Below are 21,746 nucleotides of genomic sequence, written 5' to 3' on the forward strand. Positions count from 1 at the left end.
TTCTTATAAAACTTTAAGAGCTTAAGTATTGTAGCCGGATTGGCCCTATTTAATTTGATCCAGTTATGCAGCTTCGGCCTCGAACGGAACTTCGGCTTGCAACCTCTGAAAGCCGACTATTTTATTTCCATCCAATTCGACTAACAGGGCGTTGGCTATTGCGGTTCCTGATTCCGGAACTTCCAATTTGAACTTGCCGCGGCCGAGAAACACATCTAAGGAATTTTCTACCCTTACTCCAAGCACGGAATCCCGCGCTCCGGTCATGCCCAGATCTGTCTGCAGCAGCGTTCCCTGCGATAGCACTTTAGTGTCTGCGGTCGGGATATGGGTGTGGGTTCCGTAGACAACCGTGGCGCGGCCATCGGCATGCCAAGCAAACGCGTTCTTTTCGCTGGTTGCTTCGGCATGCAAATCTACAATGATTATATCATCTTTTTGGGCTTGGTTAGAATACACTTCGTCAAAGGCAAAAAACGGATTGCCAATTTCACCGCGGAATTGCTTTTCAAAAAATGTCTGACCCCCTAAATTGATAACTAAGTACTGTTGGCCATTTTTGCTAAAGCGGTAAAAGCCATGACCGGGAACTGTCTTTCCTTCCGCATCCAAAGTAACATAGTTGCTAGGGCGCGTAATGCTGTCGAATTTATCAAAACACTCCTCCGCCCGCGGTCCGCTGTCGAACACATGATTGCCAGAAGTGTAAGCGTCAAAACCTAATTCATTCAGCTCTTCTATATGGCGTTCGATGATGCCTTTGCCATGAGTTAAGTTTTCGACATTGCCAATAATTACATCTGGGTTATGTTCCTGCTTCCACAATGGCAAAACCTGGGCTAACGCTTGGCGCCCAGGCCGTCCCATAATATCTCCAATGAGTAAAATCTTTGCCATTAATGCTGGTCTATTTTTGCCTCGTCTGGCAATGAATTCCAAACGATTGCTTTAATGCTTTCTCTGCCTTCCAATATAGCTCTGGTTAACCGGTGCATACCGTCAAACGGATGAGAGTGGACTTCTTTATCGCCATAAATCCAAATCGGGTTTTCCAAATTATTAGCTGCACGCTGGATCGATTCAATATGAACGATCCAATTAGGATGGCTATTCTTCAAACTCTCTAAGAATTCGTCTACATCGCTGTTGCCCGATTCTTTATAGCTCTCCCATAAAACAATAAAGTCATGCGGCCCCAATTTTTGTTCATCTTTAGTGCCCCAATAATAATTCCCTTCGGAAACAGAACTCTGAATTAACTCATCTGAAAGGGGAATTTCTGTAGCTGGAAATTCTTGCTCATGATCCGTTAAATACTGCTCAAGTTTAACTACATCGTACAACTGGTCATTTACAGTTGTAGATTCTTTACGTCCGTCTACCCGTTCTGCTCGCTTAAATTCTCTGTTATTATCCATCATTTTGACTCATACTTTCCGTTTTGCCAAAAACGCTTTTTGGTGGCCTTACCTTCTTCTACTAATCCTTCCCAAATCTTCGCCGGAGGCTCGGTGAGAAAATTTCCATCCGAAACCAGCTTTATATTCTGGGGGCCCAAAAGCTCAATCATCTTTTTGTAAGCCATCTTTCCATAACCCTGGCCGCGGAATTGTTCCTTAATGTTCACCGATTCGATATTCGCTTCATCCCCTTCTAGGGTTAAACAAAAGGTCCCGATCGGCTCACCCATCTCGTTGCGAATCTCGTAAATATCCATGGGGCCGTCAGAATCTATCGGAGTCGAAGGTATTTCTACCGACTTATCAAACTGAGCAATGTCGCCGCGTTCTCCCATAAACTATCTTGCGTATTCAATAACGCGGAAGTCGCGGATAACCTGTACGCGAATTTCCCCTGGGAACTTAAGTTCGGTTTCCAAGCGGTTAGCAATATTGCGAGCCAGCTTCTGGCAAGCGTAATCATCTAATGCAGTTGGAGTAACAAACACGCGCAGTTCGCGGCCACCTTGAATAGCATAGGTCTTTTCTACACCTTCAAAGGAATTAGCAATGGCCTCCAAGTCGCCTAAGCGCTTTACATAGTTTTCAAAGCTGTCCTTACGTGCCCCTGGACGGCTGCCGGAAATGCCATCTGCTGCGTCTACCACCATAGCTTCGATAGAGAACGGTGCGCGGTGAGTAGCATGTTCTGCTACGTCGGTATCATGGTGATGAGATTCGATAGCTTCAATAACCTTTTCGTCCAAGCCAAACTTTTCTGCAATGCGGCGGCCGATCTCGATGTGAGTGCCTTCCATATCCTGATCCAGAGCCTTGCCGATATCATGCAGCAACGCACCCTGCTTACAGATCATTTCATCTGCACCAAGCTCGCGAGCGATGAGAGCTGCGATCTTAGCCATTTCTACAGAGTGAAGCAATACGTTCTGGCCATAAGAAGTACGGAACATCAAGCGTCCAACCAAATGAACCAGTTTCGGCGGGAAGTTTGTAATGCCAAGTTCGTAAACAGCATCTTCACCAGCCTGCTTAATCTTTTCGTTAACTTCGGCCTTACTCTTTTCGTAAGCTTCCTCGATGCGAGCCGGATGAATACGGCCATCCTGCAGTAACTTTTCTAAGGTTAATTTAGCAATATAGCGGCGGATTGAGTTAAAGCCAGAAACCACTACAGTGTCCGGGCTGTCGTCGATCAAAATTTCCACACCCATCAACTGTTCGAAGGTGCGAATATTGCGTCCTTCTTTACCAATAATACGGCCCTTCATTTCTTCGTTCGGAATTACCACAGTTGTAGTGGTGCTTTCGGCAGTCACTTCTGTGGCAATACGTTCGATAGCCTGAGCCACGATTTTACGGGCTTCTTTTTCTGCAGATTCATGAGTTTTGTTAAGCAGCTTGCGATGCAAGCCAAGCATTTCTTCGGAAATGCTTTTTTCTGCATTTTCCATTAATACTTTACCAGCTTCTTCGCGAGTCATGCCGGCAATTTTTTCCAAATTAGCCAACTGCTTGGCGCGCAATTCTTTAATTTCCTCCTGGCTTTTGGCCAACTGTTCCTTTTTGGCTTCAATTTCTTCGGTCTTTTTTTCTAAAGCAGAAGTCTTTTGATCCAAATCCTTTTCGCGGCGATCGATGCGGTCTTCGAATCGCACAATCTGCGCACGAAAATCCTCTTCGGCTTTTTTAGCCGAATCCGTAATCTCCAAAGCTTTAGCCTTGGCTTCGATCATTAATTCTTTTTCTTTGTTCCTGGCATCTTCCAAGATTTTTTCTGCGCGGCTCTCTGCTCCGGAAATCTTTTTCGACGCCATGTTCTGGCGAACTACATAGCCGACAATTCCGCCGACAATGAGTCCTGCAATTGCGTATATAAATAACATAAATAAAAACCCTTAACCGATTCGAAAGGGTTCTGGCTAGCTATATTTAGTTTTAACTACAAAAGGCCTTAATTTATATTAATTAAGACTTAGTGATTCCTTAATTTTACGGCTCTGGATAAGCCCCAAAACGGTGTAATTTTTTAAGAAAATAGTAGTTAAACGCATAAGTATTGCTTCCAAAAACTCTCAAATCAGAATTTATAATCTAATTTTATGTCTTCAATATACCACTTTTTAAGCCGGAGGGTCAAATACCAGATCACCTATGCATAATTGGTTGATTCTTTACTCCCCAGCAGTTAATATGAATATATAGACTATTAATTCATTTATTTTATGCACGATTCATATGAAGAGGTAATGTCCGACATTCGAGACGAGATGTTCGATATTGCTCCAAAAGTTGGTCAGCCTGCTCCGGAATTTTCCGAATTGCAAAGCTACCATAAAGGAGAATTTCACAAAGTTTCCCTGAGCGACTATAAGGGCAAGTGGTTAGTGTTATTCTTTTACCCTCGCGACTTCACCTTTATCTGTCCGACAGAAATTGAAGAATTCGGCCGACTATATCCAGACTTCCAAAAATTGAACTGCGAAGTCCTTGGTGCCAGCACCGACAGCGAATTTGCTCACAAGGCCTGGTACGAAACTGATGAACGCTTAAAGGGAGTTACCTATCCGATTATCGCCGATACCACTCAAGAGCTGGCCGATATGTACGGAGTATTAGACGAAGACGGCTCTGCTCAGCGCGGAACTTTTGTAATCGACCCAGAAGGAACTCTAAAGTTCATGCTTGTATCCGCTGATTCTGTCGGCCGCAACATTCAGGAAACTCTTCGAGTTGTAGAAGCGGCCCAGACTGGCGAGAAATGCCCAGTAAACTGGAAGCCAGGCCAAGAAACATTAGGCAAATAATTATATGTTCGAAGCAAAACAATTTGAATCTATCAATGGCGTAGAAGGCTTAAGCGGCAAGCTCATGAGCGAGCACTACAAGCTCTACGAAGGTTATGTAAAAAAAGCCAATGAGATTCAGGAGAAATTAAAAACTGTAGACTTAAGCGCAGCCAATGCTACTCAATCGGATTTGCGGGCACTAAAGCTTGGTTACTCTTTCGCAGTTAATGCTATAAAGAGCCACGAGCTTTACTTTACCAACCTATCCGGAAAAGGCGGGCAGCCGCAGGGTTGGCTGGCTAGCGAAATAGAAAAGACTTTCGGTTCTTACGATAACTGGCTTAAAGACATGAAAGCTACAGGCTTGGCAGCCCGCGGCTGGGTCTGGTTTGCGTTTGATTGGCAAAACGGCAGCATCTTCAACTATTTAGGCGATGCGCACGATGCTTTTCCTATCTGGCATGCTACACCGCTAGTTGCACTCGATGTTTACGAGCACGCTTACATGATGGATTATGGAGTGGCCCGTGCAGACTATATAGACAGCTTCTTTAAGAACCTCAACTGGAATCAGGTAGAAGAATTCGCGTCCAAACTCTACATGGATAAGTGGACAGAAAACCCTGCTAAATAATATGGCCCACGCAAGCTTCAATGTTGGCGTTAAGGCCATTATGAAAAACTCTAAAGGAAAGATCTTGGCGCTAGAGGCCCACATGAACGGGCCAATGGCTGAGTACTACGATATGCCCGGGGGTAGGATTGACGAAGAAGAAGTTGGAACACCATTCTCAGATATCTTAAGGAGAGAAATAAGAGAAGAGCTGGGAGATATAGAATTTGATTTAGACCCAAATCCTATTGCTGCAGTAAGCTGGTTATGGCCTAACGGCCAGCCGATGACTTTCATCTATTACCCGGCAAAACTTACTGGCGGCGAGCCGCAGATAAGCGAGGAGCATCTATCGTATAAATGGGTGGAGCCAACAGAGGAAGAGCTAGACAAATACTTCACCTCTTACCACCGGGCTGCTTTAAAACAAATTGCATAACAAAAAACCCTCCTTCAGGAGGGTTTTAAATTTATTCAGCCTTAACAGTCTCTTTCTTTGCAGACTTCTTGTTCTTAGACATAGCTGTTTTGGACTTGGTGGTGTTCTTGCGAACGCGAGGAGTATTGTCGCGCAGCTTGCGTACGTAGTAGAGCTTAGCCTGGCGAACCAAATCGTCTTTTACAACTTCGATCTTAGCGATGTTGGGGGAGTGCAAGGGGTAAATGCGTTCTACACCGACACCGTTGGAGATCTTGCGAACCATAAAAGTTGCATTAGCTCCGGTTCCGCCTTTGCGGGCAATAACCAGGCCTTCGAAGATCTGAATACGTTCCTTGCCGCCTTCTTTAATGCGGTTGTGAACCTTAACAGTATAGCCGGTCTTGAAATCTGGGATTTCCTTCAGCTGTTCTGCTTTTAAATTCTTTACAATTGGCATGTGATTAAATTCTTTAAAGTTGATTAACTTTTTGACTATTTAAATTATTGAGGATCGCTTTCAGATCATCCGGAAAGTCGCTTTCCGCTTCGATCCACGATTCGTCCGGCAACTGAACTTCAATCTTTTTAGCATGAAGGAACTGCCGATCCAGGCCCAGCTTGCCGGCATTCTTGCCGCCGTATAGCTTGTCTCCCACCAGCGGAAAACCCGCTGAAGAAAAATGAACGCGTATCTGATGCGTTCTACCTGTGTGTAATTTTACAACAACTAGGGTGTATTCGTCAAGGGTGTCGTCGGTCTCGACAGTGAGGTATTCCAGCACTTTATACTCGGTTAAAGCCTGTTTTGGCATCACCATATCCTTCTCTTTGGTGGTATAGCGGCGGAAATCCTTCTTGCTTTTACCCAAATCTTGTTCAAAAAAGCCATGTTTTTGAGGAATTTTACCTTGAACTAGAGCTATATATTCCTTTTTCACTTTCCTCTCCAAAAATGCATCTTTAAGATGTTCGTACATTTCCTGAGTAAGCGCTACAAGAATAACCCCGGAGGTTTCCTTGTCCAAGCGATGGACAATGCCGCTGCGCCCTTCTTCGCCCACCAGATGAATATCTTTAAAATGGAACAGCAAAGCCTGTGCCAACGAATCGCCTTTGAAGCCCGCGCCAGGATGTACTGCCATGCCAGCCGGCTTGTCTATTATCAACAATCCATGGTTGTTGTACAGTGTTTTAAGAGGAATATTTACCGGCCCTGGCGCTTCTGGCTCGGCGCTTGGCGCGTAGGTTATGTGCGAACCATTACGGATAGCGCGATGCGGGAGAGTTTCTACTTCACCGTCAACTTTAACAAGACCAGCCTCGATATCCCGCTGAATTTTGCTGCGCGAAATATCTATTAGCTGGTTTGCTAAAAACTTGTCCAATCGGATCTTTAATTCTTCTACTGTAAATTTATGACTTGTCATGATCGCTTACTCTATTATGATATTTTGGCATCAATACTAACTATTGTCGACCCCGCCCCGGCTGGCAACTTCAATCCTGCTAGCGCCAGCATCTTCCTGGCCAATAGCATTTAAAACTCTCACTTTTTCTACCAACCCTTTGGTCATGCCGGCATAATTGCCGCCACCAGGACTGGTGGCAGTCCCGGCCGTAAATTGAGCGACTGATTCTTCTTGGCTGAATTCTTTTTCCCCATATCCCTCGCTGACCATTTCGAAAGCTTTAACTACTTTCTCCTGTATCATCCTGCCAAGTATTTTATCTGGACTCTGCACTTCGTTTATATAATCGGTTAAGCTTGGTATGTATATAGAGCTGTACTTTAAAGCATAGGGCAAAGTTAAAGTGCGGACTATACTTTCATCGTGATTGCTGCGGTCAGTTTCGATGCTTAAAATTTTGTGATTAAAATTATCCTTCAAAATCTCCGGGTCGTCTTCTAAATGCCGCAAAAAAGTAATTTGCTCCTGCAATTCTTCCCGTAACTTCTGCCTATCTGCAGATTCCTTAGACTCACCGACGATATTTTTGCGGATAGCGCCGATTAGGGCCGAAAAACCGCTTGGCTCTCCCAATAAATTACCATTCTCACGGGCATATTTCTCTATATTCAGCCGTAACAGAGTTGCCGCAGATTTAACATCATTCCTAGCGCCTTCTGTGAATTTTACGTCCTCTGGGTTTAGTGGCGTTCCTTCCGGTAATACTTTAGCTATCCGGGAATAAATTTGATCCCTGCCTAAAGCTAAAATCTCCTTTATAGTCGCATCCGGAAAGTCTTTCTGAATGTCCCGGGCAGTTTTAAAAAAGGCATCTACCAATAGCTCTGCATTTATCCTGCCCCGGCCCTGAACAATCGATAAATTGCCCAGCAATTCCTTAATATATGAATGACCTTCCTTATCCAGCCGCAGCAAATCTGCCGGACGTAATTGATCAACCGGCTTCTCCTGCCAGCGCCTTTCTTCGGATTCCCTGGCTTCGGCAATTTGTTTTTTTCCGACTTCTATAAACTCCTGACTTTCCATTTCGTGCTGCATAGCAGTCTCTGGATCCGGAGTGTAACGCGGTTGTTCGAACTTTTCCATTTTGCTTATTTAAAATCTTAGTCGAAGGGCCATATTAATTGAACAAATCTGGCCGACGCTTTTTGGTGCGCTTGCGGCTTTCTTCCTGCCGCCACGCTAAAACGTTCGCATGGTGCCCTGTTAACAATACGCTAGGGACACGCAGCTTCTTTCCATTAACTTCTAATACTTCAGGCTTGGTATATTGAGGATACTCTAGGAGCAAGTTATCAGATTTACTCTTGGGTTCTGAAAAACTTTCATTATCCGCAGATTCATCTTTCCCTAACACGCCCGGCACCAGACGCAACACCGCCTCGCTTATAATCAATGATGGCAATTCGCCGCCCATTAGCACATAATCACCAACCGAAAGCTCTTCATCCACAAACTTGCGTGCTCTTTCATCAAAACCCTCGTAGCGGCCGGACACAAAAATTAAATGTTCATATTTTGCCAAACGACGCGCATGGGCCTGGCTAAATACCTTGCCCTGTGGAGTAAGCAGAATGACCCGTGTTTTCTTGCGATTAGCCGGAGTTAATTTGCCGACTGTTTTGACAATAGCCTTTATAACAACGTCCGGTCGCAACACCATCCCTAAACCGCCGCCATAAGGACGGTCATCTACGGTCTTGCGCTTGTCCAAACCGAACTTGCGCATATCAACAGCTCCGAATTTTACCAGGCGGTTCTTAATGGCCCGGGCAATAATGCCAAAACTAGTGTACTGTTCTACAAAATTCGGGAACAAGGTAATAACTGAAATTTTAAAAGTTTTCTTCATATAAGGGTTCTGGTTTATTGATAGCAGCTGATTGCTAAGAACATAGTCCGCAAACGCACGAGCGAGCCGAACGGCGAAGCGAGGAGTGCTATATCCGGGCAAACAGCTGCTATCAATACCTAAATTTTAACACAAAACCCGCAAAACCGGCCTTGCGGCACAGTTGCGGGTTTTGATTGTTCTGTCCTGCTACAACTGCAGGCTAAAAGATAAATTAGAGCTTGAAGTCATCCATATCAGCCTGCGCATCTTCATGATTGTTGTCAGCCTGAGCTGCATCATCATGAGAACGGCGAGGGCCACGATGAGATCCTTCTGGTTCGTAGATCTTTAGGTTAACACGAGCTTTGTGCTTAGCGCCAACGACACGCAACAGCGTGCGAAGAGCTTTTGCAGTTTGGCCCATGCGGCCGATAACTTGACCCATATCATTAGGGTTGATGTGCAAAGTGATAAGAACGCCCATTTCGTCTACGCTGCGTTCGGTCTTTACATCGTCTGGGTTATCAACCAAAGACTTAACTACGAACTCTACAAATGCTTGATCTTGTTCCATGGTATCTAGTAGTGTTCTGCGAATAGTGGAATTACTGGCTTCGACCTTACTGATTAACAGCCATCTATTTGCTAATTGGAGAATAACATAAATTACAGCTTATGTAAAGGAATAACGTCGTTATGGTTAATAAAATATAAAAGCCGCGCTTTTGCGCGGCTTTGATTGTCGACAATCGTTACGGAGCGGTTTCGGTTCTGGTCGGAGCACCTCCCACAGAGAAGGTATATGGAGGAGTGGAAACTTTCTTTCCCGCTGGTAATTCATTTGAGTAGATATAAGCGATGTTCCAGAAGCGGTGCAATAGCCCCGGGGTACTGCTTGGCGCTGTTGCCTTGGCCGAAATCTTAATCGTACAAACCGTGTATTGGCCAGGAACAGCCGGTGCCGGCAAGTTAGACACCCTAAACGGATTGGATTTCGTGCCAGCTCCGCCCGTAACACAACCGCCTTGATTTTCTAGCCTTAGATCGGTGAGGTTGTGAAGATCGGTTTCGATGACCCGGATATTAGTGAGCTCTACATTGCCGCTATTACAAACATTGATATTGAAGTACACCCTGCTGTTAGCCCTAATTATGGCATCGCTTGGCAAGCTGAACGGACTATTGTCTTGGCATTGCAGCGGCGACCCTGTAACTGCATCTATCGCATATACGTCCTTGTCGGATTGGTCCAGACTAGGAGCACAGGCCTCAACATAGACCGGATTACTCCTCGTTATTGTCGAAGTAGCTCCGCCCAAAGTTGATTTTATACCGTAGTAGCTTGATATGTTAATTTCTGGGCTGTTATCGCGGAAGAAGAAGGTAGAACCTGATACAGTGGCAATTGGCCCGATTGGAAATACCGGTACTCCGCCACTGCCTAAGGTGACGGTACGGAAGATCTGATAGCCATCCGGAGTTGGCCCGCTCATTGGAGGTCCCCAGGTTACTGTAGCCTGGCCGCAGGTGGTAGTAGCATTTACATTTGTAGGCGGTTCTACAGAACCGGCACCCACTATTACAGTCACAGGGCAATCCTTATAATTAACTCCCAAAATACTAGGTGATGGGGTGCCGGTAAATACGATCATGTAACTTCCTGGCACAATCATTGAACCGGCAGAAATGCTTATAACCGTAGTTGCAGGTGGATTATTAGGATTGTTGTTTATATAACTAACGCTTAAAGGAGTGGAAGAATTAGTAATGGCAATCGCCGTACCTGCAGGCCAATCCGAAGCTGTAGTAGTAATAGTGATAACCCCCGCAGAACCGCCTGCCATTATTGGCAGTGGTGAGCCAGAGCATTCAAAAGTAAAGTTCGGCTCAGGATCCGGGGTATTCGCTACATTAATAGTTACGGTGGATGTAGGCCTTGCTCTTGTAACCTCATTAATACAGCGCAGGGTAAATGTAGTGGTAGATGTAATAGGAGATGTTAACGTGGTAGTGGTAGTGTTCGGCGTTGGAGTATATCCAGAAATAGCTGGAGTCAATGTGCAGCTGTTAACATTCAAAGAACTGGCCTGCAGCTGAGCGCGGTCTCCAGAATTAACAGTACATGACCCGTCTACAAATGTCGGATTAACCGGGTTAGTGCCTTTGCATTTTAATACTGCTTCCGCTGGAGGGCCTGCTGCGACTATAATATCAACTTGCGACTCGCTCGAACTTGATCCATCTACGCTGGTGCATCGCAAAGTGTAAAGCTGGCTAGATGTTAGATTAGGTGTGTAGGTCTGGGTGGTGGCGTTCGGCGTCGGGGCATAACCAGAAATAGCTGGGGTTAGGGTACAGCTGCCTGCATTGGAAGAACTAGCTTGCAACTGAGCCTGGTCGCCAGAATTGATGGTACAACTGCCAGTCACAAACTCGGGGTTAACAGGGTTAGTGCCTTTGCATTTCAGTTCAGTTCTGGCGTCTGCGACAGTAGCTATTCTAATTTCAACCTCATCTTCTTGAGGCTGTGAACCTGGCCCGCCATTGCAGCGGAGCGTGTATCTAGTGTTAGAAGTAATATTAGGAGTATTGGTCGTAGTAGTAACGTTTGGCGTAGGGGTATATCCGGAAATAGCTGGAGTTAAGGTACAGCTAGTGGCGTCCGCGGAACTAGCCTGCAGCTGAGCACGGTCTCCGGAATTAACCGTGCAAACACCGTCTACGAACGTCGGGTTAACCGGGTTAGTGCCTTTGCATTTTAAGTCGACAAACGCGTCAACAGCGTTAGCTACTCTGATTTCAACTTCATCCTCCTGAGAATTAGTACCATCGGCGCCTTGGCAGCGAAGATTATAAACAGTATTGCTCAGTATTGGAGGAGTACTAACAGTAGTGGTTTCATTTGGGGTCGGAGTATATCCAGGTATCCCCGGTGTTAGCACGCAGGAAGTGGCATCTCCCGAACGCGCCTGCAGTTGAGCGCGGTCTCCGGAAAAGACTGTACAAACACCGTCTACGAATGTCGGGTTAACCGGGTTAGTGCCTTTGCATTTTAAGTCGACAAACGGGTCAACAGCCGGCGGGCTGCCAACTATTACGGTTACAGAATCCGGCTGAACCTGTTCACCAAAAGAAGTAATACAATCGATTTTGAAGGTATAGCGGGTATTCGACTGTAAATTAGTCACACCTTGGGTGCCTGTCGGAGGCCTTGAGCCAGACCAGGCAGGATAATCCCCCTCTGTCATCGAGGCGGTGCATTCTTCTACGTCTCCAACGGGAGCCCAAGACAAAGTTCCGGAATTAATTGGAGGATTCAAGGTAACAGGACCATCAGAGCCGTTAAATTTAATGTTAATAGAACCTGGGTCGGATGTAACATTAATGCGAATCGGCGGACAGTTAACACCGCCAGTACCGGTTACCTGGATGGTGTACTCGCCTGTGGTAGTGGCAGGATTAACACTGGTGGCAATTGTGGCTATAGCAGCGCCGCTATAAGGAGCCGTCTGAGGATTGCCGCTAATAGTTACTACAGGAGGAACAGGAACCGAAGGCGTAATACTAGTTACGGTAAAATCAACCGGGCTGTTATACCCATTTTGCGGAACAACACGCATAGTCGCAGAGCGATTGCTGCCTCGTGGAACACCCTGAACACCAGGAGGAGAAACAGTACAACTATAGCTAGGTGCATCCCCTACGGTTATTTGAACACTAGAAACCTGAGATGCGACATTATTCAATCCATAACAAAGGATCGAGTAGGTAAATGTGCCGGCTGAGGTAAAGGGACCAACTTGCTGGGATCCGCCTCCGGGAGGTGGTGGGTTAGGAGGCGTATAAGCCGCCTGCCCCAACTTAGCACCGTTCCAGTTAGGCGCTGGATTGCTGCTGCTCGGATAATTATTAGTAGCCGAGCAAGAATCGCCTATGTTAACCGAACTAGTAGACCAAGTTAAAGTGGGAGTAGCGCCGTTAGATACGGTAACGCTCTGCTGCCCGTTAACTAACAAAGAGACCGTCGGATCTTTAACCACAGCTAGGTTTGTGGTGCCGGTTTTGATTGTTGGAGTAGGGGGCGCATTCTGCACCCTAATCTGAATAGAAAGCAGGCTTTCCCCATCATTGAAACCTCCCCAGCAGCTATTGTGACCGCCAACAGACATAAAAGTATCGGCAGTTATAGGGCTAGTGAATCCAGCTACCTGTTGCTGTTTTGTAAAATAATACCCGGTCGCATAGAACCCTGCTTTATTTGATGGGGAAGTAACTGTCGCCCCAGAACTATAGCCGTGCGTAGAGCCCTGACTGCGATTGGTTAATTCTACCCCCTCAGTATGATTAGAATAGTAAATCACCGTACCGGAAGGAATTGTAACTTCTGCAAAAGTAGGCTGGGGTGCATCGAAAGAATTCCACCCCTGATTTTCGTAGGTGCCGATAATTGGCCCGTTAGCGCTTCCGCTACGCAATGTAGCATAAGAAGACGGAATCGGTGCAGGGCACGAAGTCTCCGCTATCGCGTTCTTGATAACACTTCCAACGTTTTTGCCTTCTGCTGCCGGAAGAGCTACCGCAAACCCAGCAGCAACTACCGCAAAAACAAACAGAGCAACTTTGTACTTCATCGATTTTTTTAGGCTCTTAATCATAATTGTCCACTCCCTCTAACCATAATGCTTTCACTGCTTACATTAGTGATCGTTGATTGCTGATTTTCGGGTACACTGGACGAATTGCTTACGGTTAAAATGGTGGTTCCGCCGCATGGCAAAGAAGTAGCACCTAGCGATAAGTCTACTCCGTTAAGTGTGGTTTGCGCCAACATCTCTGTAACCGGTCCATTAAATCCGCCTGTGCATTCTATAAAAACCTGAAAACGCGCATTGCTGCCGATATTGATCCGATTTGGGTTAGTATTGCTGCCAATGCCGTTAGCAGGAGGCGCAGGAGCAGGAGTGATTATAATATTAAAATTACCACCGGCACCATTTACCACTAGTTGTGCGCTGCAAGTTTTGGTTGTGCCGCCGCTGGTGCCTGTGTACGTAACAGTGTAAGTGCCCTGCGGGGTGTTTGGACTAGTACTTACGGTAGTCGCTGTGGAAGGATAGGGACTATTTTGGGTGAAGCTGGCAGGTGTTACAGTTGGCGCATTGGCAGGGCTTGGAGTTATGGCCGCAGAGTAACTTACGGAAGAATTAAAGCCCCCGGACGACTGAGTCTGCACATTGAATGAAGTGGTGCCGCCTGGATCGAGCGTAGCGTTATTAGTCGTCACCGAACAGGAAAAGCTAGCTTGAGGTACATATTCTGGCGCCAATATATTCACGCCGATATCATTGCACTGGTATATGCCATTTCCGCTTTCAGCGTTCCACACCTCAACTGTTACCGAAAGAAGCTTCACGCCAAAAGTAGCGTTGGGAGAAACACTATAGTCCCAACGATTGGTAAGGTTTGTATTAGGTATGCTAGAAGGATGATATGTGGTGGTAATATAACCTTCTAAATCCTGGCCAATGAACCATTGGGCCGCACCGCCGCCCTCAAAATTTGGAATATCGGGCACAAAATCCCATTCCCACGAGCCGCTGCCAGAACCGCCAGGATTATTGGTATGGTTTAATCCATAATTGCTGCCTGCTAAACATTTATAACCCAGCCCATTTAAGTTGCCTATTAAAACACTGGCAGAAGCCTGTTGCCCTTGAAAAGTGACAACAACTTCCCCGGCTCCAGGCTGCGTTCCTTCATAAGTATCTAGAATACCATTAGAAATGGATACCCCGGTTAAGCTGGCATAACTCCACACCGCACCGCTATCGTAACTTACATCAAAAACGCCTCCAGGCTGATTGCCGTTAGTGTCAAAAAGCGCCGCAAACTGAAAATCCTGGCCTGGCCAGATATTCACTTCCCCTCCAGGAGTAAGGGTTAGGGTAGGTCCTGTTTGTGCTTCGGCGACTTTTGGCTTTAAAACGCCTACATTAGACGCAAAAGCTGCCGTGCTTAAGCTTATGCTTAGTACGAGAGCAAGCATTAACTGCAGTTTGGAATAAAATCTTTGATGGGCTTTCATAATTATAAACTTTACATCTTTAAGTGGCTCAATAGAAGTTACTTCTTGAGTTCGCTATAGCTAATGCTAACGGTTTTAGTCTTAGACGAACCTTTGTTTTCGTCGATAGTGACTTGGATATTTTGCTTGTCTTTACTGCCAGCGATCATCTTATAGCCTGGATCATTTGTGGTAGCGATGATAGTCCAGCCGTTGTCCTTAAGAAACTTTTCATAAATCCCATAATTTTCCGCTAGAGTTAACTGCGTTTCGAAGGTGCGGGTAGCCTGAAAATGGCCTTCCGGGGTAGTAGAATTGTAATTTTGTGTAATCTTGGCGTCAGTTTCTAAAGGAATATCTTCCGGAAATTTATCCGGAAGTTTTGCAAAGTCTACGTTAGTCTTCTGAACGCTTGGCACCTGATCATTGTAAAACTGTTCAGTATCAGATGATCTCTTATCTTTGATAAAATACACTAGTCCGGCAATGATGAGAAAACCGACTACCACTACCGCCATTAATCTTTTATTAGGCATGATTTTATTTCAAATTTAGTTAACTTTCCTTAAGTATATCACTATTTTCTTAAAATCAATAAAAAACCACTACAGACGTAGTGGTTTTTGAAATAGCTGATTTTATAAGGCTATGGAGCGGTTTCTCCGCGGCTTGGAGCGCCTCCCAAAGAAAACAGGTAAGGAGGAGTGGCTACTATCTTGTCCGGCAATTCATTGGTTTCGATTGTAGCAATATTCCAGAATCGGTACAGCGCACCCGGCTGATCACCCGGAGCATCGATGGTGGCCGAAATGATGATGCTACAGACATTACCCGGAGCAATATCCTTTAGATTATATGGACCTGCACCGGACCCGCTAGTGACACAACCGTCTTCATCTTTATGTAATTGGATGTTGGATAAGTTGAAGGCGGTTGTTTCGACAACTCTTACGCCGCTCACAGAAGAGCTGCCACTATTACATACGCTGATCTTAAAGTAAGCAGTTTCACCGGCTTTGAATAATCCATTACTACCAGGAGCAAATGTATCGGAATTATTATTACAGCGCGCCGGAGTTCCGCTGTAATTACCAACTTGAGACAGGTCCTTATCCGAATTGTTAATAGTAGCAACACATGAGGCAGGAACCACGCCGTTGCTAGCAACCAATTCAGAAGGATTGCCATTTCTTATTGCCACAACACCGTAGAAGTTAGGGCTGTCTAACGATAGCGGATTATTGTCGGTAACAGAGAAAACTGGATTGCCTGGCAAGCCAAAGTCGGTAATGAGATTCCCAAACGGAACAAAATTAACCGGCTCTCCTTTTTCACTCACGGTCGCTGTGCGGTATGTCTGGTAGCTGTTAGGAATCTGCCCAGAGAGAGGGCGCTGCCAGGTAAGCACAACAGTCCCACAGCTTGCGCTGGTAGCAGCCTGGACATTGCTTGGAGGATCGGTCGGAGTAACTGCAACCGGATTAACGACTAGTGTAACATTACAGCTGTCTGCCGAAGCGCCGCTAGCAGAACCCGTAAATGTAAGGGTGTAAGTTTGCGGGGTTGCATCACTGGCTGCAGTAATTATGGCGGTAGTAGTGCCAGGGGCTGCATGAGGGTTATTAGAATAACTAATGGTTGGCAATACGCCGCTGTTAGGACTAAAGCCATGGGAAATGGAAATGGCCTGTCCGCTCCAGTTCTGAACAGTACTAGTTATACTCACAATACCAGATGCACCACCGGCAGTTATAGTAGTTGGGCTTGGAGCACAAGCCAAATCATAACTCGCTGCAGCTAAAGCAAAGGTGACTTGGTCAGACTGCGGAGTAGTGCCGGCGGCACCGTTACAAGTAAGAGTGTAAGTAGTGTTGGAAGATATGTTTGGTGTGTATACTCCGGTGGTTTCCTGGGTACCTGGGGAATAAGCTGGGATAGCTGGGTTCAACGAACAACTGGTCGCGTTAGAGGTGGTCCAGAACAGACGGCCTGGAGTACCGGATGTCACGCTACAAGGACCATCGGTCGGGGTGGAGCCGGTGGTACCCAAACACTGCAAATTCACAGTAGGATTAACCGGGGCTGAAGTTACCTGCAGAGTTACATTACAGCTGCCATTGGCAGCACCGCTAGCGGAACCTGTAAAGGTCAAAGTATATGTTTGAACAGTAGCATTACTTGGCGCTGTGATAATAGCCGAGGTAGTACCAGGAGGACTCTGTGGATTATTAGAGTAGCTCACGGACGGCAACACTCCGCTTGCAGGGCTAAAGCTGTGAGAGATAGAAATTGTAGAGCCGTTCCAGTTAGAAACTGAGCTCGTGATATTAACCACGCCCGAGGCGCCGCCAGGAGTAATACTTAACGGACTTGGCGCGCAGCTTAAACTCATTGTAGGAGAAACAACGTTAATAGTTACGTCGTCAAACGCGTTCGGCGGGCTACCAGGACCGGAACAGATAATTCGGAAAGTCGATGTCGCGGTAAGCGTGCGCGTCACCGAGGTAATGCCGTTGCTTGGGGCGACAGCACCAAGGTTTTGGTTAACCGGAGAAATCTGAGACAAAGAGCATGCATCTGCATTAGCATAGGTCCAAGTCAAATCCGTGTTGGCGCCGCTATAAATTGTGCAAGGACCATCTTGCGGGCCGCCAGCAGTAGAAGTACAGAACAAATCTACTGTTGGTAAAGCACCTGCGGAAACGTTAACAGTCACGTTACAACTTGCAGACACAACGCCAGGCGCAGACCCGGTGAAGGTCAAAGTGTAACTGCCGGTGCTGGTAGAAGATGTAGTAGAGATAACCGCTGTAGTAGTACCCGGAGGCGTTTGCGGGTTGTTCGAGTAAGCCACCGTTGGTAAAGTGCCACTGCTTGGATTAAAGCTATGAGAAACGGTAACTTGAGATCCCTGCCAACCGGTTACCGAGGTAGTGATGCTTGCTACCCCAGGGGCAGAACCACGGGTTAAGTTAATAGGAGAAGGAGCACAGTCCATGCTCAATACTGGCTGCAAAATATTAATAGTAACATCATCCGAAACAGGACCTGTTCCGTTTATACCTTGGCAGGTAAACACGTAGGTAGTGTTACTATACAAAGCAGGCGTAGGATTATCATCATCCGCATTTGGCTCTGGGCTATAACCAGCGATAGCTGGACTTAAAGAACAGCTTTGTACGTTAGTGGAGTTAAAGTATAAGATAGCGCTATTGCCATAATAAACAGAACAAACATCATCATTGCGTGGCGCACCGTCGCCTTGCCCTGCACAACGCAAATTCACACCTGGTTGAGGACTGTCGCTGACAATCAAAGTAACACTGCAATTTCCGCTAGGAACACCCTCCACAGGTGGGTTAGGGCTAGCCGTAAACGTAATAGTATAAGTACCCAACGTGGTTGAAGCTGTTGTAGAAATGGTAGCTACAGTAGTACCAGGCGGCGTATGAGGATTATTAGAATAACTTATAGTCGGCAAAGTGCCGCTGCTTGGATTAAAACTATGTCCAATACTCACCGAATAACCTGGCCAACTGCTAACATTGGTAGTAATGCTTACCACCCCTGGAGAACTGCCCCGTACTAAAGATATTGGCGAAGTACAACTGAGGTTTATGCTCGGTGGATTAACAATAATTGTTACATCATCCCTAGCCGGATCAGTTCCAGCTTGGCCCGGGCAGTATATGGAATAAGTAGTTGTGGAAGTAGGACTGACAATTCTTCCAGAAGTCCAGCTGGATGTGGGGACAGTTCCTATACCATTGCTAATGTCACACGTTGTAGTATTAAAAGATCTCCAGACCAAACGGATATTCTGGCCATAATCGATTGTACAGGGTCCATCCAACGGGAAGCTGCCCGGCTTACAATCTAAGTCGGCTGTCGGAGTTATATTGAAAGTAATAGTGTCTGTAACCGATCCACCAGGACCTTCGCAATACAAAGTATGTGTCGACTGCTCGTATAATGGACCAATAGTCTGGCTTCCAGGCATATTTGGATCATCAACTTCCCCTGGAGGAGCGGGTGTCACAAAACATTCTGTGACATTTGTCGCCGACCAATATAAAGTTCCGGTACCGCCCTCATTTACAATACATGGACCATTAGACTGAGGTCCGCCGTTAGAGCCAACACATGTTAAATCACCTGTCGGGGTAGGAGGAGGGCCAACATCAATAAGTACAGGTGTATCTGTATGGGGTGTGGTACCTGCTGCGCCAGTGCAAGTTAAGCTGTAAGAGCGGTCAGCATAAAGATTCCCTGTAGCCACACCAAAGGTTTCGCTGGTACCAGGTGTATAGTTAGGAATTGCCGGACTTAAAGAACAGTTGCTGGCATATTCAGAAGTAAAAAATAGTTCTGCGGATCCGCCATATGGAACCGAGCACGGACCCTCATTACCCCTAAAACCACATTCTAAGTCGCCAACAGGGTTATTTGGCGCTCCTACGTTTACCTCAACAGTATCATCAGCGGTATCGCCAAATTGGTTTTGGCACTGAATTCTAAACTGATAGGTTTGATTTTGCAGCAGCCCGGTAACAGACTCTGTCTGCCATCCGGAGTTGGCTGTAGACTTACTGCCCGACCATGCTGGGTATGAAGGCGAAGGCGGGGTAACCATGTTCGCAGTACAAGCTGTAGCATTGGTAGTTTCCCATCGCAATGTGCCAGTAGATCCATTAGCTGGTGTAGGTGTGGTTGGCCCGTCGGAATTATTAAATTGAATTCTAGTCGTAACCTGTAATGGCGTTACAGTTAAACTGGCATTACAAGTTCTCGTTAAGCTGCCGTTAGTGGCGCTAAATGTAAGATTATAAGGTTGGCTGGATGTTAAGTTGGTGGTAGAAATTTGTGCGACATCCTGATAACTATTGCTGCTGTTTAACACCACCGGAGAGGTCACCAAAGCAGGACCAGAAGGATCACTGGTCATCGTCACGTTCACAGGAGATGTCATTCCAGGGTCAGGATCTGCGTCCATTAAGAAATTGGCAGTGGTTCCCCTAACAACACTCTGATTGCTGCCGCAGGTAAAGGTATAGCCACTGCCATTTACTTGTAAGTTTATTGATGCTTCGTCTCCAAAAGTTCCATTTTGGTAGTACTGGTTCGTAACTCCCACATTATTCATATCAACCATTTTAAAGCGCAGCGTCTGGGTACCGCTTGCAGAGGCGCCCGGGGTTATGTTAACCGGAGCAAAGTCTGCTGTGTCGCCCGCCAAAACATCTACCATCCAAGGATCGTAAGCTGCTGCAATATAATCATAATAAACTATTCCACATTCTTCACCGCCCCCACCGGGATCTGGGTAGGCTTGAGCTTCCTTAGGTAAAAGGTACGACAATACTTTGTTTAATGTACTGTTATCAACCACAACCCAACCTCCTCCTCCAGGGTATCCGCCGCCTGGACCACCGGGCGTGCAAACTTCCATCTCACCGCTTACACGATGGTATGTTATTTCCTGTTTTATAAAGAAAGGAATGGTATTTTGGTTTGTGACCGAAGCTGGATTGGAAGGAATGACTGTATAGCCATTTGAGAATGAATAGGTTCCATTGTTAAAACCGACTTCGTTACTATTTGTCCCCAATGCCTTGGACCGCACTTCGACATCGGCGCTATCGGTACGAACTAAACGAAAACGCTGGGAAGAGTAGATTTTATAATCCGTGCAACTATTGCTTCCATCGGGGGCATAAGGAAAGACATTTTCGTCACAATGGCCATCGGTATCACGCACAATGTTATTATTATCGCCAACAATCCCCCAAGGCATGCCCGTATTTCTCATTGTAATATTATAGTTGCCGTTATAAGATTGTCCTGCATTTACTGTAGTCGGCAAAGTAGTACTCACATATTCGGCGTCTGGAGGAGCATTAATTTGCCCGATCCTTAAGCCAACCTGAAAACAGCCTGGGTCATTATCTCGCGGGGAATAGGCCCAATCCCAGCCATTTTCGCCAACGCTCGGAGCTTGGCCCTGGGAAACCCATCGCATACCGCCCGTAGCCCCACAGCCATTATGGTTCTCCTCGTAAGCTACTGCTACACCGACCTGCACGCTGCCAAAAGTAGTTCCGACTGGAAAAGTACCAGCAGGAATGTTTCTTGTATTGACAACTACCTGCATGGTCCCGTCTAGAGTACCACCGGAATTGCTTGATCTCATTAGACTTTTGCTTTCAGAATAACCTATCTGGCTTGCCCAACCTGTACATGCCGTCACGCTAAACTGGTAAACTAAACAAACCTGAAAATCTTGGTTATAAACAGTCCCAGAAGCGTCTAATATTCTGGCTCTCAAACAATCTGGGTCGTTGCCATCATAGGTGCTTGTACCGAACGTGCCCTGGTGCTGATAGCAATCTCGCGGAACATCTGGAGATGAGTCTTCGTCATCACCGTACTGAATATGAACTGTTGGAGCTGATGCCTGGGCCTGTGCTTCTACCTTTGGGGTATGTTCTACTAAGTAGTAAGCTGCACCCAAAATAGCCAAGCCGAACAGGCCGAGCAGAAAGATTTTGGTATAAGTTGTAATTTTGTTTTTGTTCATGGAATCTCTTATTTAGATTCTGGTTTTATCGGATTGAGTATGGTGATTTCCACCTCTGATCCTTTATTATTTAAGCCAGGATTCACCACAATCATTAGCGAACCCAAAGGACTGCTGTATGCCAAGGGTGATACTAGAGGACCGCTAACATTCCTTTTCCAGCCCAAATCTTCGAAAAACTTAGAATATTTAACCAAGGATGCCTCTGCGCTGGTATTAGTAGAAAGCTTGCGAGTAGACTGGATTTGCCCGGTTGGCGAGGTAGACTCATAATTTTGCAAAATCCTGCTACCAGGGTCTATCGGCAAATTGTATGGCATGCCGACAGGATTTTCTGATTTGGGAATTTCTTTAATTTGAATTTTTGCCGCTTCTTCTCTAGTTTCTTCTATCAGCTTCTTATTGCTGAAATATTTAAACAAAAAAAATCCTGCCAACGCCAGTGACACGATTAAAATTATTACCAAAATAGTAATTCTATTAGCAGAATTAGGTTGCTCGTTTATTTGATTGTTCATTTTG

General features: G+C 46.0%; 17 protein-coding genes. 3 read left to right on the forward strand and 14 right to left on the reverse strand.

Features of this window, described 5'->3' with window-relative positions; all coding sequences use genetic code 11:
- Positions 1–63: 63 nt before the first annotated feature.
- From IPM19_04335 to rny, 4 genes are read right to left on the reverse strand one after another with little or no spacing between them, the layout of a single operon-like run.
- Complete coding sequence (locus IPM19_04335) at positions 64–897, reverse strand: YmdB family metallophosphoesterase (GenBank protein ID QQS22824.1); 834 nt, start codon at positions 895–897, stop codon at positions 64–66.
- On the reverse strand, positions 897–1,421 hold the full coding sequence (locus tag IPM19_04340; GenBank protein QQS22825.1) for a hypothetical protein: 525 nt from the start codon (positions 1,419–1,421) through the stop codon (positions 897–899). Before IPM19_04340 ends, IPM19_04335 begins: the two co-directional genes overlap by 1 nt.
- Positions 1,418–1,795 carry a GNAT family N-acetyltransferase gene (locus IPM19_04345; protein QQS22826.1) on the reverse strand — a complete coding sequence of 126 codons (378 nt, stop codon included), beginning with the start codon at positions 1,793–1,795 and terminating at the stop codon, positions 1,418–1,420. The genes IPM19_04340 and IPM19_04345 overlap by 4 nt, the downstream gene beginning before the upstream one ends.
- Positions 1,796–1,798: 3 nt before the next feature.
- On the reverse strand, positions 1,799–3,343 hold the full coding sequence (gene rny / locus IPM19_04350) for a ribonuclease Y (GenBank protein ID QQS22827.1): 1,545 nt from the start codon (positions 3,341–3,343) through the stop codon (positions 1,799–1,801).
- Positions 3,344–3,682: 339 nt separating this feature from the next.
- On the opposite strand from rny, the gene IPM19_04355 reads away from it, so the two are divergent.
- Genes IPM19_04355 through IPM19_04365 form a run of 3 tightly spaced genes read left to right on the forward strand, consistent with a single transcriptional unit; the run spans position 3,683 to position 5,298 of the window.
- Entirely contained in the window at positions 3,683–4,264 is a 582-nt protein-coding gene (locus tag IPM19_04355) for a peroxiredoxin (GenBank protein QQS22828.1), read from the forward strand.
- A gap of 4 nt (positions 4,265–4,268) precedes the next feature.
- Positions 4,269–4,880, forward strand: a complete 612-nt coding sequence (locus tag IPM19_04360; protein ID QQS22829.1) for a superoxide dismutase — start codon at positions 4,269–4,271, stop codon at positions 4,878–4,880.
- Between the two features lies 1 nt (position 4,881).
- On the forward strand, positions 4,882–5,298 hold the full coding sequence (locus IPM19_04365) for an NUDIX hydrolase (protein ID QQS22830.1): 417 nt from the start codon (positions 4,882–4,884) through the stop codon (positions 5,296–5,298).
- Positions 5,299–5,329: 31 nt separating this feature from the next.
- On the opposite strand, the gene rplS is transcribed toward IPM19_04365, so the two are convergent.
- The 10 genes from rplS to IPM19_04415 form a co-directional block, all read right to left on the reverse strand.
- A complete protein-coding gene (rplS, locus tag IPM19_04370; protein QQS22831.1) occupies positions 5,330–5,737 on the reverse strand; it encodes a 50S ribosomal protein L19 in 408 nt (135 codons plus the stop codon).
- A gap of 13 nt (positions 5,738–5,750) precedes the next feature.
- Positions 5,751–6,707, reverse strand: a complete 957-nt coding sequence (locus tag IPM19_04375; GenBank protein ID QQS22832.1) for an RluA family pseudouridine synthase — start codon at positions 6,705–6,707, stop codon at positions 5,751–5,753.
- Between the two features lie 36 nt (positions 6,708–6,743).
- Entirely contained in the window at positions 6,744–7,835 is a 1,092-nt protein-coding gene (locus IPM19_04380; GenBank protein ID QQS22833.1) for a hypothetical protein, read from the reverse strand.
- A gap of 34 nt (positions 7,836–7,869) precedes the next feature.
- The gene (gene trmD, locus IPM19_04385; GenBank protein ID QQS22834.1) at positions 7,870–8,601 is read right to left on the reverse strand and encodes a tRNA (guanosine(37)-N1)-methyltransferase TrmD; all 732 of its coding nucleotides are present in this window, start codon (positions 8,599–8,601) and stop codon (positions 7,870–7,872) included.
- Positions 8,602–8,815: 214 nt separating this feature from the next.
- On the reverse strand, positions 8,816–9,157 hold the full coding sequence (locus IPM19_04390) for a KH domain-containing protein (GenBank protein QQS22835.1): 342 nt from the start codon (positions 9,155–9,157) through the stop codon (positions 8,816–8,818).
- A 178-nt stretch (positions 9,158–9,335) separates the two neighbouring features.
- The gene (locus IPM19_04395; protein ID QQS22836.1) at positions 9,336–13,238 is read right to left on the reverse strand and encodes a hypothetical protein; all 3,903 of its coding nucleotides are present in this window, start codon (positions 13,236–13,238) and stop codon (positions 9,336–9,338) included.
- Complete coding sequence (locus tag IPM19_04400) at positions 13,235–14,668, reverse strand: hypothetical protein (GenBank protein ID QQS22837.1); 1,434 nt, start codon at positions 14,666–14,668, stop codon at positions 13,235–13,237. Before IPM19_04400 ends, IPM19_04395 begins: the two co-directional genes overlap by 4 nt.
- A 38-nt stretch (positions 14,669–14,706) precedes the next feature.
- Positions 14,707–15,183, reverse strand: coding sequence for a hypothetical protein (locus IPM19_04405; GenBank protein ID QQS22838.1), 477 nt, complete (start codon positions 15,181–15,183; stop codon positions 14,707–14,709).
- Between the two features lie 110 nt (positions 15,184–15,293).
- Complete coding sequence (locus IPM19_04410; GenBank protein QQS22839.1) at positions 15,294–21,224, reverse strand: hypothetical protein; 5,931 nt, start codon at positions 21,222–21,224, stop codon at positions 15,294–15,296.
- A gap of 8 nt (positions 21,225–21,232) precedes the next feature.
- On the reverse strand, positions 21,233–21,742 hold the full coding sequence (locus tag IPM19_04415) for a hypothetical protein (GenBank protein QQS22840.1): 510 nt from the start codon (positions 21,740–21,742) through the stop codon (positions 21,233–21,235).
- Positions 21,743–21,746 lie beyond the last annotated feature (4 nt).

The sequence above is a fragment of the bacterium genome, assembly GCA_016699995.1.
Classification (GTDB): domain Bacteria; phylum Patescibacteriota; class Doudnabacteria; order UBA920; family UBA920; genus UBA920.